This window comes from Burkholderia arboris (assembly GCF_902499125.1).
GTDB classification, from domain to species: domain Bacteria; phylum Pseudomonadota; class Gammaproteobacteria; order Burkholderiales; family Burkholderiaceae; genus Burkholderia; species Burkholderia arboris.
Genome location: NZ_CABVPX010000043.1, coordinates 43,203 through 61,396, shown reverse-complemented (window position 1 = coordinate 61,396; position 18,194 = coordinate 43,203). Strand labels below are relative to the sequence as shown.

At 68.0% G+C, this 18,194-nt stretch carries 20 protein-coding genes; 6 read left to right on the top strand and 14 right to left on the bottom strand.

The features are described 5' to 3' along the window. The 7 genes from BLA15945_RS34330 to BLA15945_RS34300 form a co-directional block, all read right to left on the bottom strand. The coding region (locus tag BLA15945_RS34330; protein ID WP_174994446.1) for a hypothetical protein at positions 1–362 on the bottom strand (362 nt) is incomplete at its 3' end. After that, a complete protein-coding gene (gene pheA / locus BLA15945_RS34325) occupies positions 359–1,498 on the bottom strand; it encodes a prephenate dehydratase (RefSeq protein WP_174994445.1) in 1,140 nt (379 codons plus the stop codon). The genes BLA15945_RS34330 and pheA, both read right to left, overlap by 4 nt. Next, complete coding sequence (locus tag BLA15945_RS34320; protein WP_174994444.1) at positions 1,495–2,514, bottom strand: NAD(P)H-dependent flavin oxidoreductase; 1,020 nt, start codon at positions 2,512–2,514, stop codon at positions 1,495–1,497. The genes pheA and BLA15945_RS34320 overlap by 4 nt, the downstream gene beginning before the upstream one ends. A gap of 17 nt (positions 2,515–2,531) precedes the next feature. Further along, positions 2,532–2,936: a thioesterase family protein gene (locus tag BLA15945_RS34315; RefSeq protein WP_034180561.1), complete on the bottom strand. Its 405-nt coding sequence runs from the start codon at positions 2,934–2,936 to the stop codon at positions 2,532–2,534. Between the two features lie 37 nt (positions 2,937–2,973). Then, on the bottom strand, positions 2,974–4,122 hold the full coding sequence (locus BLA15945_RS34310; RefSeq protein WP_174994443.1) for an acyl-CoA dehydrogenase family protein: 1,149 nt from the start codon (positions 4,120–4,122) through the stop codon (positions 2,974–2,976). 67 nt (positions 4,123–4,189) lie between these two features. After that, a complete protein-coding gene (locus BLA15945_RS34305) occupies positions 4,190–4,753 on the bottom strand; it encodes a DUF488 domain-containing protein (RefSeq protein ID WP_174994442.1) in 564 nt (187 codons plus the stop codon). Next, complete coding sequence (locus BLA15945_RS34300; RefSeq protein ID WP_059239639.1) at positions 4,750–4,977, bottom strand: hypervirulence associated TUDOR domain-containing protein; 228 nt, start codon at positions 4,975–4,977, stop codon at positions 4,750–4,752. Before BLA15945_RS34300 ends, BLA15945_RS34305 begins: the two co-directional genes overlap by 4 nt. Positions 4,978–5,259: 282 nt before the next feature. On the opposite strand from BLA15945_RS34300, the gene BLA15945_RS34295 reads away from it, so the two are divergent. The 3 genes from BLA15945_RS34295 (at position 5,260) to BLA15945_RS34285 (ending at position 8,622) form a co-directional block, all read left to right on the top strand. Continuing rightward, positions 5,260–6,549 (top strand): NAD(P)/FAD-dependent oxidoreductase, encoded by a 1,290-nt coding sequence (locus BLA15945_RS34295; protein ID WP_174994441.1) that lies wholly within the window; start codon positions 5,260–5,262, stop codon positions 6,547–6,549. A gap of 16 nt (positions 6,550–6,565) precedes the next feature. Next, the gene (locus BLA15945_RS34290; RefSeq protein WP_059239644.1) at positions 6,566–7,123 is read left to right on the top strand and encodes a helix-turn-helix domain-containing protein; all 558 of its coding nucleotides are present in this window, start codon (positions 6,566–6,568) and stop codon (positions 7,121–7,123) included. Positions 7,124–7,275: 152 nt separating this feature from the next. After that, a complete protein-coding gene (locus BLA15945_RS34285) occupies positions 7,276–8,622 on the top strand; it encodes a glutamine synthetase family protein (RefSeq protein WP_059239646.1) in 1,347 nt (448 codons plus the stop codon). A 23-nt stretch (positions 8,623–8,645) separates the two neighbouring features. Here BLA15945_RS34285 and BLA15945_RS34280 read toward each other — a convergent pair whose 3' ends face one another. Next, positions 8,646–9,824: an FAD-dependent oxidoreductase gene (locus tag BLA15945_RS34280; protein ID WP_059239647.1), complete on the bottom strand. Its 1,179-nt coding sequence runs from the start codon at positions 9,822–9,824 to the stop codon at positions 8,646–8,648. A gap of 139 nt (positions 9,825–9,963) precedes the next feature. Here BLA15945_RS34280 and BLA15945_RS34275 point away from each other — a divergent pair, with 139 nt between their 5' ends. Further along, complete coding sequence (locus BLA15945_RS34275) at positions 9,964–10,899, top strand: LysR family transcriptional regulator (protein ID WP_174994448.1); 936 nt, start codon at positions 9,964–9,966, stop codon at positions 10,897–10,899. On the opposite strand, the gene BLA15945_RS34270 is transcribed toward BLA15945_RS34275, so the two are convergent. The 6 genes from BLA15945_RS34270 to BLA15945_RS34245 all read right to left on the bottom strand — a co-directional run bounded on the left by BLA15945_RS34270 (position 10,888) and on the right by BLA15945_RS34245 (position 16,599). Next, complete coding sequence (locus BLA15945_RS34270; protein ID WP_059239651.1) at positions 10,888–11,418, bottom strand: GNAT family N-acetyltransferase; 531 nt, start codon at positions 11,416–11,418, stop codon at positions 10,888–10,890. The genes BLA15945_RS34275 and BLA15945_RS34270 overlap by 12 nt on opposite strands. Positions 11,419–11,467: 49 nt before the next feature. Continuing rightward, positions 11,468–12,046 carry a hypothetical protein gene (locus BLA15945_RS34265; RefSeq protein ID WP_174994440.1) on the bottom strand — a complete coding sequence of 193 codons (579 nt, stop codon included), beginning with the start codon at positions 12,044–12,046 and terminating at the stop codon, positions 11,468–11,470. A gap of 62 nt (positions 12,047–12,108) precedes the next feature. Continuing rightward, entirely contained in the window at positions 12,109–12,498 is a 390-nt protein-coding gene (locus BLA15945_RS34260) for a lysozyme inhibitor LprI family protein (protein WP_174994439.1), read from the bottom strand. A gap of 54 nt (positions 12,499–12,552) precedes the next feature. After that, on the bottom strand, positions 12,553–13,317 hold the full coding sequence (locus tag BLA15945_RS34255; protein WP_174994438.1) for an N-acetylmuramoyl-L-alanine amidase family protein: 765 nt from the start codon (positions 13,315–13,317) through the stop codon (positions 12,553–12,555). Between the two features lie 148 nt (positions 13,318–13,465). Further along, entirely contained in the window at positions 13,466–15,085 is a 1,620-nt protein-coding gene (locus BLA15945_RS34250) for an NAD(P)-binding protein (protein WP_174994437.1), read from the bottom strand. Further along, positions 15,085–16,599 (bottom strand): polyamine aminopropyltransferase, encoded by a 1,515-nt coding sequence (locus tag BLA15945_RS34245; RefSeq protein WP_059239661.1) that lies wholly within the window; start codon positions 16,597–16,599, stop codon positions 15,085–15,087. The genes BLA15945_RS34250 and BLA15945_RS34245 overlap by 1 nt, the downstream gene beginning before the upstream one ends. 136 nt (positions 16,600–16,735) lie before the next feature. Between BLA15945_RS34245 and BLA15945_RS34240 the strand changes: the two genes are divergently transcribed. Together BLA15945_RS34240 and BLA15945_RS34235 are read left to right on the top strand one after the other, a co-directional pair. Continuing rightward, the gene (locus BLA15945_RS34240; RefSeq protein WP_059239663.1) at positions 16,736–17,122 is read left to right on the top strand and encodes a DUF350 domain-containing protein; all 387 of its coding nucleotides are present in this window, start codon (positions 16,736–16,738) and stop codon (positions 17,120–17,122) included. Between the two features lie 27 nt (positions 17,123–17,149). Continuing rightward, positions 17,150–18,190: an SPFH domain-containing protein gene (locus BLA15945_RS34235; protein WP_059239665.1), complete on the top strand. Its 1,041-nt coding sequence runs from the start codon at positions 17,150–17,152 to the stop codon at positions 18,188–18,190. The last annotated feature ends 4 nt before the right edge of the window (positions 18,191–18,194 follow it).

Genomic DNA, 18,194 nt, shown 5'->3' with positions numbered 1-18,194 from the left:
GGCCGCGCCGCGCCGGTTTCGAGCACCTGCCAGGTCAGCGGCGCCGCGGGCAGGCACGCGCGCCAGCGGCCATAGGCGGTCGCCGCGGTGTCGCCGATCGCCACCGCCGGAAGCCTGAGACGCGCGCAGCGCCGCAGCAGGCACGCGGTGCCGGCGGCATCCGGCGTGCCGCGCACGAACGGCAGCAGCTCCAGTTCGCCGTCGTATTCGGCGCGCAGCGCGCGCAGCCATCGTCCGGCGGCGAGCGGCACGCATCCCGCCGCGGCGATGCCGCACAGCACGAGCAGGCGATCGTCGCGGCCGTCGCGAATCGCGAGCAGCCGGGCGGCGACGGAGGACGACGCGGGTGCCGGGGTCATCATGCGTCCGTGCCGTCGGCGTGCCCGTCCGTGCCGCCCGCGGCACGCGGATAGGCGCCGAGCACGCGCAGTTCGGACGCGACGAGCGCGATCTCGTCGAGCGCCGCGCGCACGTTCGGATCGAGCGGATGTCCGCCGAAATCGATGCAGTACCGGTACGCCTGGCCAGCCGCGCGTGCCGGCCGCACGTCGACCCACAGCAGCGGGGCGCGGTGATGGGCGAGCGCATCGAAGATGCGCGCGAGCGCGTCGGGCGCATCGGTCGGCCGCAATACGATGCTCGTGCGGTCGTGGCCGGTCGGGGCCGGCGCCTGGCCGCCGACGATCACGAAGCGCGTGCGGTTGTCCGAGTGATCCTGGATCGCGCGGGATACGATTCGCAGTCCGTAAAGCGCGGCTGCCGGTTCGCCGGCGATCGCCGCGCAGTCGTACAGATGCGCGGCCTCGCGCGCGGCCACCGCGTTGCTGGATACCGGGATGCGGCGCAGGTCGGGTGCATGCGTGTCGAGCCACGCGCGGCATTGCGCGAGCGCCTGCGGATGGCCGACCACGCTGTCGACGCCGTCGAGCGATCCGCTCGCGCTCAGCAGGCAGTGCGCGACGGGCAGTTCGATTTCGCCCGTGACGGGCGCCGCCTGGGCGATCAGCAGATCGAGCGTGCGCGTCACGCTGCCTTCGGAGGAGTTCTCGACCGGTACGACCGCGCATTCCGCGTCGCCGCGCGCGAGCGCTTCGAATACCGCGTCGATCGTCTCGTGTGCCTGCCCGCGTGCGAATTCGCCGAAGTGACGCAGCATCGCGGCTTCGGTGTAAGTGCCCGAGGGGCCGAGGAACGCGACCGACGGCAGCGATTGCGCGTCGCGGCTCGCGCGGAACAGCGTCTGCCAGATGGCTCTCAGGTCGCGGTCGCGCAGCCCCCACGGCGCGCGTGCGCACAGCTCGGCGACGATCGAAGCTTCGCGGGAAGGCTGCCGTACCGCGAGCCCCGCATGCCGCTTGAGATGACCGATCTCGGTGGCGTGAACGATGCGCTGGCCGATCAGCGCGAGCAGTTCGTCGTCGATCACGTCGATCTGCGCGCGGCGGCGCGCGATCGCATCGTCGACGGACGACGGGGCGGCCAGTTCGGACGTCGTCATCGCGTTTCGATCCGTGAAGTCGGGGAGGCGGCCGGCCGGCGTGCGGCGTCGTGCGCGGCTGCGCCCCGCTGCACGCGCGCGACGGCGCGTTCGTATTCGTCCGCGAGCCGCTCGACGATCTCGGCGACGCTGAGTACCGCGTCCATCGCGCCGACGCCCTGGCCGGCGCCCCAGATGTCGCGCCACTGCTTCGCGCCGCCTTCCGGCGAGAAATCGAGTTGCGCGCCGTCGACCCGCGCGAGCCGGCGCGCATCGAGCCCGGCCGCCTCGATGCTTTGGCGCAGGTAGTTGCCGTGGACGCCGGTGAACGCATCGGTATAGATGATGTCGGCAGCGTTGGCTTCGACGATCGTGTCCTTGTACCGCTGCACCACGTTTGCTTCGTGCGACGCCAGGAAGCGTGTTCCGATGTACGCGAAGTCGGCGCCGAGCGCGCGCGCGGCGGCGATCGCGTCGCCGGTCGCGATCGCGCCGGACAGCGCGATGAAGCCGTCGTAGAAGCGCCGTACTTCCGTGACCAGCGCGAACGGCGACAGCGTGCCCGCATGGCCGCCCGCCCCCGCCGCGACGAGGACGAGGCCGTCGACGCCGGCTTCCAGCGCCTTCTGCGCATGCCGTACCGTCGTGACGTCGTGCAGCACGATCCCGCCGTAGGCGTGGATCGCATCGACGACGTCGCGCGACGGTGCGCGCAGGCTCGTGATCATCAACGGCACGCGCCGTTCGATGCAGATGCGCAGATCCTGTTCGACGCGCGGATTCGACGGATGGCAGATGTGGTTGACCGCGAACGGTCCGACCGGCGCGTCGGGATAGGCGTCGCGGTAGGCGCGCAGCGTACCGTCGATCGTGTCGATCCAGTCGCCGAGCTGCGTGCTGAGCCGCGCGTTGAGCGCCGGAAATGCGCCGACGATCCCGCTCTTGCACTGGGCGAGCACCATCTCGGGATAGCTCGCGATCAGCATCGGAGACGCAATCACCGGCAGCCGGAGACCCTGCAGCGGAAGCGGAATCATGGTCGGGCTCCGGCTCGTTAGCGTGCGAGCGCCGCGCTGTCGCGCCGCTCGTCGAGACGGCGATGGAAGCCGTCGCGGCTGACGGCGCAGCGCGTATGCACGCCTTCGCCGACGACACCCACCGCATCGCGCACTTCGACCCGGTACGTCATCATGCGGCCGTCGACCTCGATCAGTTCGGCATCGATCGTCACGTCCCATTCGGGCGGCGTCGGTGCGAGATGCTTGATCTCGAAGTTGTAGCCGACCGTCATCTGTCCGGCCGGCAGCAGGTGATCGGTCGCCTGCATGCAGGTCTGTTCGATGAAGATGATCATGATCGGGCTCGCGAGCGCGTGCGCTTCGCCGCCCCATTGATCGGCGAGCGAAATCGTGTCGACGCGGTGGGTGGCGCGGGCGCGCAGGCCAGTCTGGATAGTCAAGGGAAGCTCCTCGAGGGGGGATGAAAAGGGTGAGCGGTCACGCCGCGCGCGCCGTGGCGGCCGCGCGTCGTTGCAACTGGCTGAAGATGTTCCGGTAATGCATTTCCTCGGTGCCGCCGGCCGAGCCCATCGCGAGCGCGTCCGCGACGAAGGTGGCGAGCGGGCCGCGCCGGTAGCCGTCGCTACCGTGAATCGCGAGGAGGTGCAGCGCGGCCTGTGCGAGATCGCGTGCGCCCGCGAGCTTCGCGATCGAGCAGTTCGCGAGCGCTTCGGGGTGCTGACCGATGAGCAGGTCGAGTGCGGCGCGCGCCGTCCAGCGCGTGCGTTCGATGCCGACGTGAACGTCGACCAGCCGGCGCTGGACGTGCTGATGCGCGTCCAGCGCGACGCCGAGCGTCTTGCGGCCGCCGGCGTGCGCGAGTGCGTCGGCAAGGAACGGCTGCGTGACGTTCGCGCACAGCAGGCCGAACAGCGCGCGATTCATCGACGCGATGTCCATCAGCAGGCGCAATCCGTCGCCGGGCGCGCCGAGCAGTTCGTCGGCGTCGACGTGCACGCCGGACAACGTGAGGTCGCCGATCGGCAGATCCGCGACGCCGAACGTCGCTTGCGGCGCACTGCGCTGAACGCCTTCACGTTCGGGATCGATCAGCACCAGCGCGGTGGTCGGCTTGCCGTCACCGGTCAGGGTCGCGACGATCATCATCAGGCGCGCTTCGGGCGCGTGGCTGATGTTGTACTTGTGGCCGTCGAGCCGGTAGTGTTCGCCGTCGCGAACGACGCATGTTTCGAGCGCGCGCACCTCGGTGCCGGTGCCTTTCTCCGAGATCGCCGTGGCGCCGATGGCGCCGGACAGCAGCTGCGGCAGATGCCGCGCACGCTGCGCGTCGGAACCGTAGGCGACGATTGCGCGAATCAGCGTCGCCTGATTGGCGAGCGCCATCGCGAAGCCGACCGAGCGCAGCGCTGCGGCGATCGCCTCGAACGCATCGATGAAGTCGTGCCACGTGCCGCCCGCGCCGCCGAGTTCGCGCGGTACCGGCAGGCGCCACAGTCCCGCATCGGACAATGCATCCCAGGCAGCGCGATGGAAAGCGCCGGAAGGGGCGGACCGCGCATGGCGTTCAGCGATGTCGCGATACGTGGCGGTCGTCGTGTGCTGTGCTTCGCTGGCAGTGAGAGTCATGTCGGGGAGCGAGACGTTGCATGGATCGTGTCGCCAATCTAATGAAAAGCCCCCGGACGAGAAACTGTCAGTTATCGCACTCCGGTGCGGCGCCGCCTTCGACGTCCGGATACACGATCGTGCCGTCCGGCCGGACGACTGCGCCGGCCGTGAGGCGCGCAGGCTCCACGCGATTGCGGCCCATGATGTGCAGTACCGTCTCGCCGCGCGCGATCAGGTAGTCGGACACGATGCGCCGGTGACAGCGCCACCACACGGCTTCCGAACACATGATCGCGCAGCGCTGCTCGTGCCCCCGTGCGATCAGCTGATCGAGGCCCGAACGAAATTCCGGCGACAGCGCGTAATCGGCGTAGCGGTGGAAGCTGCGGTTCGTCCAGAAATCGTTGATGTCGTCGGGCACGTCGCGCGATTTGCCGCGCAGGCCGCCGAGTGTCGCGATGTGTTCGTACGCAATATCGTCGGCAGCCAGTGCCTCCGGCAGCGTCGCTTCGTTGAACTGAGGATGGGTGCGCGAGCGCGTCATCTTGCGGATATCCGCGAGCAGCGCGATCCCGGCCGCATCGAGCAGGCCGACGAATTCGTCGAGCGTGCGGTTCGAATGGCCGATCGTGTAGAACGGGTAGGTCATGCGTGATCCTTGCCGGTGATGCGTTCGAGCACGCGGCCGCGATGCGCGGCGATGTGGTCGGTCCGGTCGCTCTTGATCTCGTACTGCGGATCGCCGGGCGACGCGCGATGGCAATGGCCCTTGTAGTCGAAGTCGGCGGTGTGGATCGCGACGATCGTGCCGGTCACGTAGCCGGCCTCGGAGTTCCAGCGGACGCGGTCGCCCAGCCTGAATGGTGTGCTCATGCCGTGCCTCCTGGTGTCGGTGCGCGGTTCGGCGGTCTTCGCGGTGCGAGTGGCCGGGCCGCGAGGGCGGGGCTGTCTGCACGCATTATCGGCCGCACCCGCTCCGGGAAAAAGATACAGGCGGCAGCACAGTGCTGTGCTGCCTGCGCAAGCGGCACGCCGGCGCGTGGGCAATCTTTCATTATTCCGACGATACGAGCGCTTATTGACACGCTTGCCTGCGTGAAATTGCCGTGCTAATTTTTCATGAAATTTATCGGCGTAATTTTCACGGGAGTCCGCATGTTCGTGCAGTCCGACCGTCACGTCGCAAGCTACTACGCCGGCACCTACCCGGCGCCGATCCCGCATCGTCCGGAACTGGACGACCGCATCGACGCCGATGTGCTCGTCGTCGGCGCGGGCTTCAGCGGGCTGCATACGGCGTTGCGCCTGGCACTCGCCGGCAAGCGCGTGGTCGTGCTCGAAGCGAGCCGCGTCGCATGGGCTGCGTCGGGCCGCAACGGCGGACAGGCGCTGCTCGGCTGGTCGTGCGACATGCAGCCGCTCGAGGATTCGCTCGGCCGCGACGGCGCGCGCCTGCTGTGGGACAGCATGCGCTGGGCGGCGGCCGAGGTGCGCGAACTGCCGGTGCGGCATGGTTTCGACATCGATTACCGGCCCGGCAGCCTGTGGGCCGCGCTACGGCCGCGGCGCGTCGCGATGCTCGAACAGGCCCGCGAAGAGGCCGCCGAGCGCTGGGGCTATGACCGGCTGCGCGTGATCGGCCGTGACGAGATGCCCGAATGGATCGGCGGTACGCGCTATCTTGCGGCGCTGCACGATCCGGAGGCCGGCCACCTGAACCCGCTGAAGCTCGCGCTCGGCCTCGCGCAGACGATCGAGCGTGCGGGCGGGCGCATCTTCGAGCAGAGCCGCGTGCTCGACTGCCGCGAGACGGCCGGTGGCCATATTGCCCGCACGGCGCGCGGCGAAGTGCGCGCGGACGTGCTCGTGCTGGCGTGCAACGCATACGTCGACCGGCTCGATCGCGATCTCGCGCGCCGGCTGCTGCCGGTCGGCACCTATCAGGTCGCGACCGCACCGCTTGCGCCCGACGTCGCGCGTGCGCTGCTGCCGCAGAACAGCTGCGTGATCGACAACCAGTTCGTGCCCGACTACTTCCGCCTGAGCCCCGACAACCGGCTGCTGTTCGGCGGCGGCTGCACGTACCTCGGCGGCATTCCCGCCGACATCGCAGCGGCGACGCGCCCGCACCTCGAACGCGTGTTCCCGCAACTGGCCGGCGTGACGCTCGACTACGCATGGGGCGGCCACATCGACATCAGCATGCGCCGCACGCCGGACATCGGCCGCCACGGGCAGCGCTTCTGGTTGCAGGGCTTCTCGGGGCACGGCGTGCTGCCGACGCTCGCCGGCGCGCGCGCGGTGGCCGACGCCGTGCTCGGCGACGAACGCCTGCTCGCGCAGTACCAGCGCATCCGCAACCCGCGTTTCCCCGGCGGCGACCGGCTCGCCGCGCCGCTGGAAGCGATCGGCAAGGCCTGGTACCGTCTGCGCGATACCGTCTGACTCACCGGAACCCGTCATGAACGAACAGGAAGAGATAGAAAGTCTGGCGATCCTGATCCGCGATCTGCGCAAGCATCGCAAGGTCACGCTCAACGATCTCGCCGAACGGATCGGCCGCTCGGTCGGCTTTCTGTCGCAGGTCGAGCGCGGGCTGTCGCGCCCGACGGTCGCGGATCTCACCGCGATCGGCGAGGCACTCGGCGTGCCGACCACGTATTTCTACAGCCTGAGCAAGCCGCGCAGCGTGCCGTGGGTCACGCGGCCCGACGAGCGGCGCACCGTGTATTACGCGGCCGGCATCACCGACATCCTCGTGTCGCCGAACATGCGCTCGCGCTTCTCGATTCTCGAAAGCCATCTGGCGCCGGGCGCGAGCAGCGGCGAGCGACCGGTCGACGACAGCGACGAGCAGGGCGGCTTCGTGCTGGAAGGCGCGCTGACGATCTGGATCGACGATGACGACACGCCCGTCACGCTCGGCCCGAACGATGCGTTCCAGCTTCCCGCGCACAAGCGCTTCCGTTACGCCAACCTGACCGATGCGCCGACGCGCGTGATCTGGGTATTCACCTGAGTTGTCGGCGGGGCGGTCGGTGCTGCATGCCGGCGCGCCCCGCAGCCTGTTCGCAGTACTGATTGACATGCGGCGTGCGTCGTTCGGCATGCCGCATGAATCCGGTTCGCCGCGCTGCGGCACCGTCATACAAGACATGGAAAGGATGAGACATGGCTGACGTCGTTCCCGCGCTGGTCAGTGAAGTCCGCGCATTCCGGCAGGCACACCCCGAGATCCGTTATGTCGACCTGATCTGCCTCGACCTGCCCGGGCATTTCTACGGCAAGCGCTATCCGATCGACGCACTCGAGAAGGTCGCGTCGGGTTCGCTGTTGAAGCTGCCGCAGAACTGCGTGCTGCTCGGCACGCAAGGCGGCCTCTACAAGATCGGCGATTACTGCTTCAACGACGGCGATCCCGATGCACCGCGCCGCCTGATTCCCGGTACGCTGAAGCCCGTGCGCTGGGAGCGGCAGCCGCTTGCGCAGATGCTGATCAGCTCCGACGGCACCGATGCACCGATCGAGTTCGAGCCGCGCGAGGTGCTCGCGCGCGTGTTGCGGCGGTTTGCGGCGCGCGGCATCCGGCCGGTCGTCGCGTTCGAGCTCGAGTTCTACCTGTTCGCCGCACAGCTCGCGGACGGGATGCCGCAGTATCCGCGCGACCGCCTGAGCGACGACCGCGACGATCAGCCCAACATGCATATCGAGCGCCTGTCACGCTTCTCCGACGTGCTGCACGAGATGGTCGAAGCCGCGTGCGAGCAGGGCGTCGATGCGACGGTGATTACGGCCGAGCTCGGGCCCGGCCAGTTCGAGATCAATTTCGGGCACACCGACGACGCGCTGCGCGCGGCCGACTGGTCGGCGCTGTTCTGCCGCAGCACGCGCGGCGTCGCGTTGCAACACGGCTATCGCGCGAGCTTCATGGGCAAGCCGTACCTGCATGCGCCGGGCAGCGGGATGCACGTGCACGTGAGCCTGTACGACGACGCGGGGCGCAACCTGCTCGCCGCGGACGGCCAGCGGCCGCTGCGGCACGCGGTGGCCGGGTGTCTCGCGCTGTTGCCGCACTGCATGCCGGTGTTCGCGCCGAACCACAATGCGTTCCGGCGCTACGGATCGATGGTGAACGCGGCGAGCCGTGCGAGCTGGGGCTTCGAGGATCGCGATGCGTGCATCCGGATTCCGGAGTCGGATGCACGCAACCTGCGGATCGAGCACCGTCTCGCGAGCGCGGATGCGAACCCGTATCTGGTGCTCGCGGCGATCCTGTCGGGAATGGAGCATGGGCTCGATGCGAAGATCGAACCGATTGCGCCGCTCAACGAGGATCGCGGCAGCGGCATCGATTTCCCGAAGGAGATGCTGTCGTCGGTTGCCGCGATGCAGGATCACCCGGCCGTGCGCGAAGGGCTCGGCAGCGAGTTCGTGATGGTCTATTGCGAGAACAAGCGCCAGGAGGAGCTGGATTTTCGCAACGAGATCGGGGCGCGGGAGTACCGGTGGTTTTTGTGACCGGATGCGGCTCCTCGCGGGCCTTATCGTCCGCGCGCCTGCGTCATCGGCAGGTGCGCGCCCCAGGCGCTCGTCAGGGCTTCGATTTCGGCGACCGGATCGATCTGTTGTCGCGCGCTTTCGTTCACGTCCTCGCTGAATAACAGGTGCGCGAAATCACGCGCACGCGCGATGATCGCCGCGGTTTTCGGGCTGCGCCGCATCGTGAACGATGTGAGCGCGGCATCGAGGCCGCCGCCGTTGCCTGCACCGTATTCGTCGAGACACCGGGCCAGATGCCACGCATCCTCGAGCGCCTGGCATGCGCCTTGTCCGGAGGTCGGTAGCGACGCGTGCGCGGCGTCGCCGATCAGCAGAACATTGCCGCGGTGCCACACGTCGACGGGGTCGAGATCGTGCACGCGGATCTTCGCGATCGTGTCCGCCGACGTCGCGCGTAGCACGTTCGCGATGGTCGCCGGCCACGCCCGGAAGCGCCGTTCCAGCATCGCGCCCGGATCGCTTTCCGTTGCATCGTCCGGACCGGCTTCGGGCCATGCCGCTGCCCAGTACAGGCGATGCCGGTCCACCGCGACGATGCCGAACCGCTCGCGCGTGCCCCAGTAGTCGGATATCGACACCTCGTCGACGAGCGGCGCATCGCTTTGCGCGATGCCGATCCAGTTGACGAATCCCTGATAGACGGGCGTGTTGTCGCCGATCACATGACGCCGCGCGACGGAGTTCATGCGGCCGTCCGCGCCGATGACGAGATCGGGGGCGATCGTCGTTCCATTGTCGAAGCGAACGACAGCACGGCCGTCCGTCCCGGCGTCGATGGACGTTGCGCCGTGGCCGAAGTGGACGTCGATACCGCGCGCCGCGAGGTGCCGTGCCAGCACGGCCTGGAGATCGCGCCGCAGGATCGAATAGGTCGGGAAACCCATGCGGCGATCGAGTGCGCGGATATCGGTGACCTTGAGCGGGTTGCCGTGCCGGTCGATGCGCTGCATCGCGTTCATGCGGCCGCCTGCCTCGACGATGTCCGGCAGCAGGCCGAGCTGCGAGAGGACGAAGCCGGCATTCGGCCACAGCACCACGCCCGCGCCCATCGTCGATTCCGACGGCATGCGTTCATACAGCCTGATCTCGTGACCACGCCCGGCGAGCGCGAGTGCAGTGCTCATGCCGGCCACGCCGGCGCCCAGGATTGCAATGTTCATGACGCTCCTTCCTTGTGTCGTGCGAGCGTTCGCGTGGCCGCGGGGGCGTCGCATTGACGGGATGGGCATCGTAAATTATGGTCTGTGGCGGGATAAGCCGTGAAAAACGGCACACTTTGATATCTGAAATGGGCTAATGATGCGTAGCAAGCTGGATCTGAATGCGGTGCGTGTATTCGTGTCGGTCGTCGACGAAGGCAGCTTCGCCGGCGCCGCGCGCGTGCTGGCGATGCCGGGTTCCAACGTCAGCCGCCACGTCGCGCAGCTGGAGTCGAGGCTCGGCGCGCGTCTGCTGGAGCGCAGCACGCGACACCTGCGCATGACGGAGGCCGGGCGTTTGCTGCACGAGCGCGCACGGCCGATGCTCGATGCGCTGACGCAGGCCGAATTCGAACTGACGTCGCAGCAGACGGAGCTGCGCGGCGTGCTGAAGCTCTGCGTACCGGGCGAAATCGGGCCCCGCATGCTCGGGCCGATCGTCGCGGAATTCGCGAGCCGCCACCCGCGCGTCGAAATCGACTGCGATACGAGCCTCGCGGGCGTGTCGACGCTGCGCGACGATATCGACCTGTCGATCATCGTCAATCGCGGGAAGCTGGACGACAGTGCGTTCGTCGTCAGGCCGCTCGTGCGTTTGCCGAGTGTCGTCGTGGCCGCGCCATCGCTCGTCGAACGCACGGGATTGCCGACCCGGACGGAACAGCTTCGGCAACTGCCGTGCATCACGACCTTGAGCACGCTGAAAGGGCAGCCGTGGCAGTTCGCCGACCGCGACGGGCGGATTCACAAGATTCCGGTTGCGAGCCGGTATCGCGTCAACAGCGGCGAGATGGCCGGTCTGGCTGCGGTGAACGGGATCGGCTTCGCGATTCTCGTCGAGCGCGCGTGCGCGGCGGCGCTGGCGGAGGGGCGGCTGGTGCGCGTGCCGCTGGAGATGACGCCTGCGCCGCTGGAGCTGCACGCCGCTTATGCGAGCCGGAATTCGGTCAACGCGAAGATTCGCGAGTTGCTGCAGATGATGCAGGAGCGGCTGGCGGTGGAGGAAGCGATGCCGTCGTCGCGGTCACTTCGGTAGTGCGCGCCAGTAGCGTACTTCCTCGATCGGCGTCCCGCCGATCTCGAACGTCTTGATGTCGTCTTCGGCGACGAAGCCTTCGCGTTCGTAGAATGCCCTGGCCCGGCGGTTCTTGATCAGTACCCACAGCGACACCCAGGCATGGCCGGCATCATGCAGCGACCGGCACGCATGATCGACCAGCGCCGCGCCGATGCCTTGTCCGCAATACGACGGATGCAGGTAGATCGCTTCGATTTCGGCCCAGCCGCGATCCTTGTCGGTGTCGCGCGTCGGACCGTAGGCGATCCAGCCGGCTGGCACGTCGTTCGTGATCGCAAGCGCGACCCGTGGCCGTCCGGCGCCGAGCGCATAGCGCCACGCGGCCGTGCGCTTTTCGACCGACAGGCCGGCGAGGAACGGCGCCGGCATGATGTCCGTGTAGGTCGCTTGCCACGACGCAACGTGAATATCGGCGATGGCCGGTGCGTCGACGGATGTGGCGGCGCGGATGTCGATCGTCGTCGTGTTCGGTGCCATGCGTACCTCGCCTGATCGTGTGCCATGCGCCGCGGTGCTGCGCGCGGGTTCATTCCGCCGGATCGAGACTGCTGTCGATGGCGAAACTGTAGCCGAGATCCACTTTCGACGCGTCGCCACGCGCATCGGCCTTCTTCAGCACGAATTCGAACGCGGGCTCGAACCAGCCGTTGCGCGGCACCTCGCCGCCGAGGACTTCGACGTCGTACCAGCCGTTGTCGAGTTCGACGACAGGCCTGCCCGGTTCGCGATAACGCGCAAGCAGCGCGTTCACCGTTTCGTCGGTGAAGCGTTCGAGAATGCGCCACGTGTAAAGCATCGCCGAACGATGCTCGACGCGCAGCACATAACCGCCGCGCCGGTGCTGCAGCCGGCTGCCGGCCTTCAGCAGCTCGGGTGTGGCGTCGTCCAGCGTGAAGATGATCGTGTACGGATGATTCTCGATACCGGCCAGCGGAATGACGATGCCGTCGAGCACGGCGTTGTCGCCGCTGTCGCCGGTCGTGAATTCGGCCGCGACGTTGTCCGACAGCCGATGTGTTTCCTGGTAGCGCTTCAGCAGCAGAAGATCGCCGACGAGGAAACAGTCGATCAGGTCGTTGAGGACTTCAGAGAATTCATGCCGCATCGCCGCTCCTTTCGAGGGGGCGGTGCCGCTCGACGCCGCGCGGCACCGCATGCGCGACGAGCTTACTCGCCGAGCTTCGACGTCACGCACCCCGTGCTCGAGCATTCGCGCTCACGTTCGCGCAGGAACGACAGCCGCGACTGCGTCATGTCGTTCGCGCACTGGATATCCACGAGGTAGCTGTTGTTGCGCGTCTCGCTGCACTGCGCGTCGCGCTGCTTCAGCCACGCGAGCTGGCCGGCCTTCAGCGTCGCCTGCTGGTCGCCGCTCAGTTGCTTGCGCAGGCGGCCGTATTCGTCGTTGAGATCGCGGTCGGACTGCGAGAATTGCGTGCTGGTGCAGTACACCTGGTCGAACGCGCTACGGGGCTTGCCGCAGCCGGCCGCCTGTGCGGCGAACGGAACGGCGAGCGCAAGCAGCGCACAGGATGCGAACAGCGTCTTCTTTTTCATTGTGATGCTCCTGACTGGGTGAAAACCGTTGAGCCCGACGGGTGATGTCGTCATTTACTGCGGTGCCGTGCACGCATTGATCCCGCCCGCGATCGCGGTGGACAGGCGCTGGATCGTCTCGCGCCGCGCGAGCCGTGCTTCTTCGTCCGGATTGACGATCACGCCGGCCTCGACGAGCACGGCCGGAATCGGCGCGGTGCGCAGCACGACGAGATCGTCGAAGCGGTGGATGCCGAGTTGCGGATCGATCAGCGGGCGGTTTTCGCCGCGGATCGGCTGCGCGTGATACAGCGATGGCCGTTCGCCGGCCGCGACGAGCCGCTCGGCGATCGCCTTCGCGCAATGCAGGCTTTCCGCATAGTGCGGATTGCGTTCCGACACGAACACCGAGAAGCCGCGGAATTCGCGCTGCCGGCCCGCGTCGATGAACTGCTGCTGCATCGAGTCGTGATGGATCGACACGAACAGGTTTGCGTCGGGCGCCTGCGTCGAACGCTGGTCGAGCTTGATCTCGCGGCCGTCGGCCGACGTGCGCAGCACGCGGTCGCCGTGCGCGGCGAGCTTGTCGGCGACGGCGCCGGACAGGTCGAGGTTGTACAGGTATTCGACGCGACCGCTTGCGCCCGTAGAACCGGGATGCGCCGGCGTATGGCCGGTATCGACGACGATGTAGCGCCCGGAGGTGGGCTCGGAGCCGGTGGTGCCGGCCGTGCCGGCCGCATGCAGCGCCAGCGGCGCGCCGAGCAGCGGGGCGCATGCGAGCACGCGCGCGGCGGCGCGCGCGAGCGGGCGAAGGCGTCGGAGGATTCGGTTCGTCATTGTTGTTGTCGGGAAGGGCATACGGCGCGTCGAACGGCGCGGCACCGTCGGCCTGCTCCATGCAGTCGGAATGTCGCGCGATTATAGCGGTTGGCGGTGGCGCCGCAATGACGAAACGGCCGCCCCGGCACCGGCCGGAAGCCGGCGCTCAGGCCAGCACGCGCCGGGCCGCCAGCATGCCCCAGTACGATGCTTCCTCGAACAGCGACAGCCCGGACAGGTCGGCGTGCGCGAATACGACGGGGCCGTCGGCGTCGCGCAGCGCGAGCAGGCCCGGGCGGCTCAGGAAGCCGACGTCGGGCGTCGCCATGGCATGGCCGCGCACGGTGATCTCGAGCGCCGTCGCGTGTTTCCACAGCGCGCGCCCGTACACGGCCTGCAGGTCGATCGCGGCCTGTTCGCGCAACGCGTCGGGCTTCGCCTGCGCCAGCCAGCGGCGCGTATCGTCCGGCGTTTGCGTACTCAGCGCCTGATAGGCAGAGAACACCGAGCGCGTCGGCGGCGACATCCGGATCAGCTGATGGGTCGACACGACGTAGCCGAGCGCCGCGCCGTCGTAGACGACGTTGTCCCACGCCAGCGGCACGCCGGCTTCTTCGGGCGGCATCCCGTCGAGCAGGAAGTTGGACACGAGCCACGGCGCGCGCGGCGGCAGGTCGCGCGCGGGGTCGAAGCCGTACGCGGCAAGCTGCGGAAACACGCGCGCCGCGACGAACAGCGGCATCGCGCTCACGACGCGACGGGCTTTCAGCGTGAACGTCGACAGCGTGCCGTCGTCGCCGAGGCGCGCGCACAGCACCTCGACGCCGCCCGCGCGTTCGGTTGCGTGCACCGCGAAGCCGTCCCGCGACCACGCGTTCGAGCCGCTGCGCGCGGTGATCGAATCGCTCAGCCGGGTCACCATCGTGTGCAGCCCGTCGGGCCAGGTCAGCACCGCGCCGTCGCTCGCATCGCCGGCATGGCCGCCGCGCGACGAGAAATAGTGCAGGCCGGCCCAGGCCGAAACATGCTCGTAGCCCGCGCCGTAATCGTCGCGGCAGCAGTAGTTCAGGTACCAGTGCAGCGCCTTCGCGGTGTAGCCCTCGTCGAGCAGCCACTGGCGGAACGAGCGCCGGTCGAGTGCGCGCCAGCGCGGGTCGCGCGACGATTCCGCGATCGGGATGCAGAACACCTTGCGACCGTCGGCGCCGCGCGCGGTGCGCAGCCCGTCCGTGTACGCGAAGAACTTCGCCTGCTGCGCGAGTTCGTCGGCGCCGAGGCCGGCGGTCGGCACGATGCCGTCCTGCCACTGCCCGCCGATGAAGAGCCGTTCGTCGGGCGCGTGGACGAGCGCGCGCTCGTCGTAGACAGGGCGCGCGGAGAACGGGGCGGATTCGATCACGCCGAGATCGGCGAGCATGTCGCGCAGATGGGCGGATTCGAGCGACGGCAGCGGCAGGTAGTGCGCGCCTGTCGGGTAGCCCAGATCGCCGAAGCGCCCGCCGGCCGCATTGCCGCCGAATTCGGGCCCTGCAAGCACCGTGAAGCGCTGGTGGCCCGCGCGCGCGAGCTGCCATGCGCACGACAGTCCGGCCGCGCCGGCGCCGAGGATCGCGATATCGGTTTCGATCGTGCCGGAAGGCGCCGGCAGCGCCGCATGGTCGCGCAACGCGTGGCCTTCGCGCATGCCGGGGTAGCCGACGCGCGGCGTCGTCTCGATCCAGCCGGTGCGGCCGCATGCGGCGAGCGACGCGGCCGCCGACGCGACGAGGAACGTGCGGCGGTCCATCAGCGCAGCACGTGCTTCCAGTCGTCGTCGAAGCGGCGCACGAGCGGCTGGTCGTTGAGTTCGTTCGGCGACATCGGCAGCGCCGGCATGTCGGCCGGGAAGTGGAACATCTCGGTGGCCGTCTGCGCATCGAGCCAGCGAGTCGGCACCCCGTAATGCGTCGGCACCGTGAAGTCGCGGCGCTTGCCGGCGATCACGAACCCCCAGTCGCCGAACGACGGCACGTAGCAGTGGTACGGCCACGTGTTGAGCCCGGCTTCGTGCAGCGTCGCGATGATGGTCCAGTATGCGTGCGGCGCGAAATACGGCGACGTCGACTGGATCACCGCATAGCCGTTCTCCGACAGGTGGCGTGCAAGCAGGCGGAACACCGGCACCGAATACAGGCGGCCGAGCCCGAAGTTGGTCGGATCGGGGAAGTCGACGACGATCGCGTCGTACACGTCGGCATTCGATTCGAGCCAGCGCACCGCGTCGTCGTTGATCACGTGCACGCGCGGGTCCTTCAGCGAGCCCTGGTTCAGCTTGACGAGGGGTGCGGAGGTCGAGAACAGCTTCGTCATCGCGGGATCGAGATCGACGAGCGTGATCTGCTCGAGGTTGCGGTGCTTGAGCAGTTCGCGCACGGCGAGCCCGTCGCCGCCGCCGAGCACGAGCACGCGCTTCGCCCACGGCAGCGCTTCGATCGTCGGATGGATCAGCGCCTCGTGATAACGATGCTCGTCGCGCGACGAGAACTGCAGGTTGCCGTTCAGGTACAGCCGCATGTCGTCGTGCCACTGCGTGAGCACGATGCGCTGGTACGGCGTCGTTTCCGAATAGATCGTCTCGTCGCCATACACGCCGTGTTCGGCCCAGTGCGTGATGCGATCCGACAGCGCGAACCCGGCGATCAGGAGCCCGATCACGAGCGACGCGCGCATCAGCTTGCCGCGCACGTTGCGGATCTCGTCGCGGAACAGGTGTGTCGTCCACAGCGCGACGAACGCGTTCAGGAGGCCGAACAGGAAGCTCGTGCGCAGCAGGCCGAGACGCGGCGCGAGCACGAGCGGGAAGATCAGCGACACGGCGAGCGAGCCGAGATAGTCGAAGGTCAGCACTTCGCTGACGGTATGACGGAATGCCTGGCGCCGTTGCTGGAACGCGCGCATCACGAGCGGGATCTCCATCCCGATCAGCAGGCCGAGCGCGAGCACGAGCGCGTAGAGCGCCGCGCGGAACGGCGCGGCGAGCCACGCGAACACCGCGAACAGCAGCGCGGCCGACACACCGCCGAGCAGGCCGACGAGCAGCTCGATATCGACGAAGCGATCGAGCACGTCGTCGTCCTCGACGAACTTCGCGAGCCACGAGCCGATCCCCATCGCGAACAGGTAGCTGCCGATCACCGACGAGAATTGCAGGATCGAATCGCCGAGCAGGTAGCTCGACAGCGCGCTGCTGATCAGTTCGTAGCCGAGCCCGCACGACGCGAGCACGAGGATCGACAGGACGAGCGCACGCCTATGCAGCATGGCGCATCCGTTGTGCAGTGTTCGGCAATGTGGATATACTGGCGCGGATTTTTGTGGGGCGGCCATCCGTCTGCGGGCCCCGCATAGGCCGGCCGGCGACGGGGCGGCGAACCGAGCACAAAATCCGAGGGAAAGAATGAATAGTGCCTATCTCTATGCGGTTCATTTACTGTCGGCGTTCGTGCTGCTTCTTGTGTTCGCGGCAGTGTACCTGAAGGTCACCCCGTTCGACGAACTGGCGCTGATCCGCGACGGCAACGCCGCCGCGACGCTGTCGTTCGGCGGCGCGCTGATCGGTTTCTGCCTGACGCTCGCGTCCAGCATCGCGCACAACTCGACGCTCGGTGAAGTCGTGATCTGGGCCGTTGGCGCGATGATCGTCCAGCTGATCACCTATGCGGCGCTGACGCGCCTGATGCCCGGCATGAATCATGCGATCGAGGATCGCAACGTTGCGATGGGCGGCCTGATGGGCACTGCGTCGCTCGTCGTCGGCATCATCAATGCCGCCTGCCTGACCTGACGCGCCACGCGTTTCGAGGAGACCGACATGAGTCTGGGTTCATTCATCCGCAAGCAGTTCATCGACGTCCTGCAATGGACGGAAGACACCGACGGCGTGCTGGCGTGGCGCTATCCGATGGAAGACCAGGAGATCCAGTACGGCGGCAAGCTGACCGTGCGCGAAACGCAGGCCGCGATCTTCGTCAATGAAGGCAAGGTCGCCGACGTATTCCAGCCGGGGCTGTACACGCTGGAAACGAATACGCTGCCGGTGCTCACGTACCTGAAGAACTGGGACAAACTCTTTCAATCGCCTTTCAAGTCGGACGTCTACTTCTTCAGCACGCGGCTGCAGCTCGGCCGGCGCTGGGGCACCGCGCAGCCGGTGACGATCCGCGACCGCGAATTCGGCTTCGTGCAGTTGCGCGCGTTCGGCATCTACTCGTACCGGATCGTCGACGCGGCCGCGTTCCACCGCGAGGTCAGCGGCACGCGTGCGCAGTACACGGTCGACGATCTGGAACAGCAACTGCGCAACCTGGTCGTCACCGCGATGAGCACGACGTTCGGTTCGGCCGACGTGCCGTTCGTCGACATGGCCGCGAACCAGTCGCTGCTGTCGCAGCGCGTGGCCGAGGCGCTGGTGCCGGTATTCACGCGCTACGGGCTCGCGCTCGACGCGTTCGCGGTCGAGAGCGTGTCGCTGCCGGCCGAGCTGCAGAAGGCGCTCGACCTGCGGATCGGCGCGGGGATGGCCGGCGATCTCGCGCGTGCCACGCAGTACCAGACCGCGCAGGCGATTCCGCTCGCCGCGCAGAACCCGGGCGGCATCGCCGGGGTCGGCGCGGGCCTCGCTGCCGGTGCGGCGATCGGGCAGGCGATGGCCGGCCAGATCGCGGGCGCCGCGCAACCGGCGCCGGCCGCCCCGCCCGCACCCGCTGCGGCGCCGGTGGCCGCAGCGCCGGCGGAGGGCACCGATTACGTGCAGCGGCTCGAGCAGCTGAAGGCGCTGTTCGACAAGGGCCTCGTGACCGAAGACGAATATTCGCGCGCGAAGGCCGAGATCCTCGCGAAGCTCACCCGGTAAGCAT

What these genes read in the sequence shown, in the direction of transcription:
- pheA (WP_174994445.1), bottom strand. Translation starts at nt 1,498, where the DNA reads ATGACGACGTCCGAACTGGCCGCCCCGTCGTCCGTCGACGATGCGATC.
- BLA15945_RS34320 (WP_174994444.1), bottom strand. Translation starts at nt 2,514, where the DNA reads ATGATTCCGCTTCCGCTGCAGGGTCTCCGGCTGCCGGTGATTGCGTCT.
- BLA15945_RS34310 (WP_174994443.1), bottom strand. Translation starts at nt 4,122, where the DNA reads ATGACTCTCACTGCCAGCGAAGCACAGCACACGACGACCGCCACGTAT.
- BLA15945_RS34305 (WP_174994442.1), bottom strand. Translation starts at nt 4,753, where the DNA reads ATGACCTACCCGTTCTACACGATCGGCCATTCGAACCGCACGCTCGAC.
- BLA15945_RS34300 (WP_059239639.1), bottom strand. Translation starts at nt 4,977, where the DNA reads ATGAGCACACCATTCAGGCTGGGCGACCGCGTCCGCTGGAACTCCGAG.
- BLA15945_RS34295 (WP_174994441.1), top strand. Translation starts at nt 5,260, where the DNA reads ATGTTCGTGCAGTCCGACCGTCACGTCGCAAGCTACTACGCCGGCACC.
- BLA15945_RS34290 (WP_059239644.1), top strand. Translation starts at nt 6,566, where the DNA reads ATGAACGAACAGGAAGAGATAGAAAGTCTGGCGATCCTGATCCGCGAT.
- BLA15945_RS34285 (WP_059239646.1), top strand. Translation starts at nt 7,276, where the DNA reads ATGGCTGACGTCGTTCCCGCGCTGGTCAGTGAAGTCCGCGCATTCCGG.
- BLA15945_RS34280 (WP_059239647.1), bottom strand. Translation starts at nt 9,824, where the DNA reads ATGAACATTGCAATCCTGGGCGCCGGCGTGGCCGGCATGAGCACTGCA.
- BLA15945_RS34275 (WP_174994448.1), top strand. Translation starts at nt 9,964, where the DNA reads ATGCGTAGCAAGCTGGATCTGAATGCGGTGCGTGTATTCGTGTCGGTC.
- BLA15945_RS34270 (WP_059239651.1), bottom strand. Translation starts at nt 11,418, where the DNA reads ATGGCACCGAACACGACGACGATCGACATCCGCGCCGCCACATCCGTC.
- BLA15945_RS34265 (WP_174994440.1), bottom strand. Translation starts at nt 12,046, where the DNA reads ATGCGGCATGAATTCTCTGAAGTCCTCAACGACCTGATCGACTGTTTC.
- BLA15945_RS34260 (WP_174994439.1), bottom strand. Translation starts at nt 12,498, where the DNA reads ATGAAAAAGAAGACGCTGTTCGCATCCTGTGCGCTGCTTGCGCTCGCC.
- BLA15945_RS34255 (WP_174994438.1), bottom strand. Translation starts at nt 13,317, where the DNA reads ATGACGAACCGAATCCTCCGACGCCTTCGCCCGCTCGCGCGCGCCGCC.
- BLA15945_RS34250 (WP_174994437.1), bottom strand. Translation starts at nt 15,085, where the DNA reads ATGGACCGCCGCACGTTCCTCGTCGCGTCGGCGGCCGCGTCGCTCGCC.
- BLA15945_RS34245 (WP_059239661.1), bottom strand. Translation starts at nt 16,599, where the DNA reads ATGCTGCATAGGCGTGCGCTCGTCCTGTCGATCCTCGTGCTCGCGTCG.
- BLA15945_RS34240 (WP_059239663.1), top strand. Translation starts at nt 16,736, where the DNA reads ATGAATAGTGCCTATCTCTATGCGGTTCATTTACTGTCGGCGTTCGTG.
- BLA15945_RS34235 (WP_059239665.1), top strand. Translation starts at nt 17,150, where the DNA reads ATGAGTCTGGGTTCATTCATCCGCAAGCAGTTCATCGACGTCCTGCAA.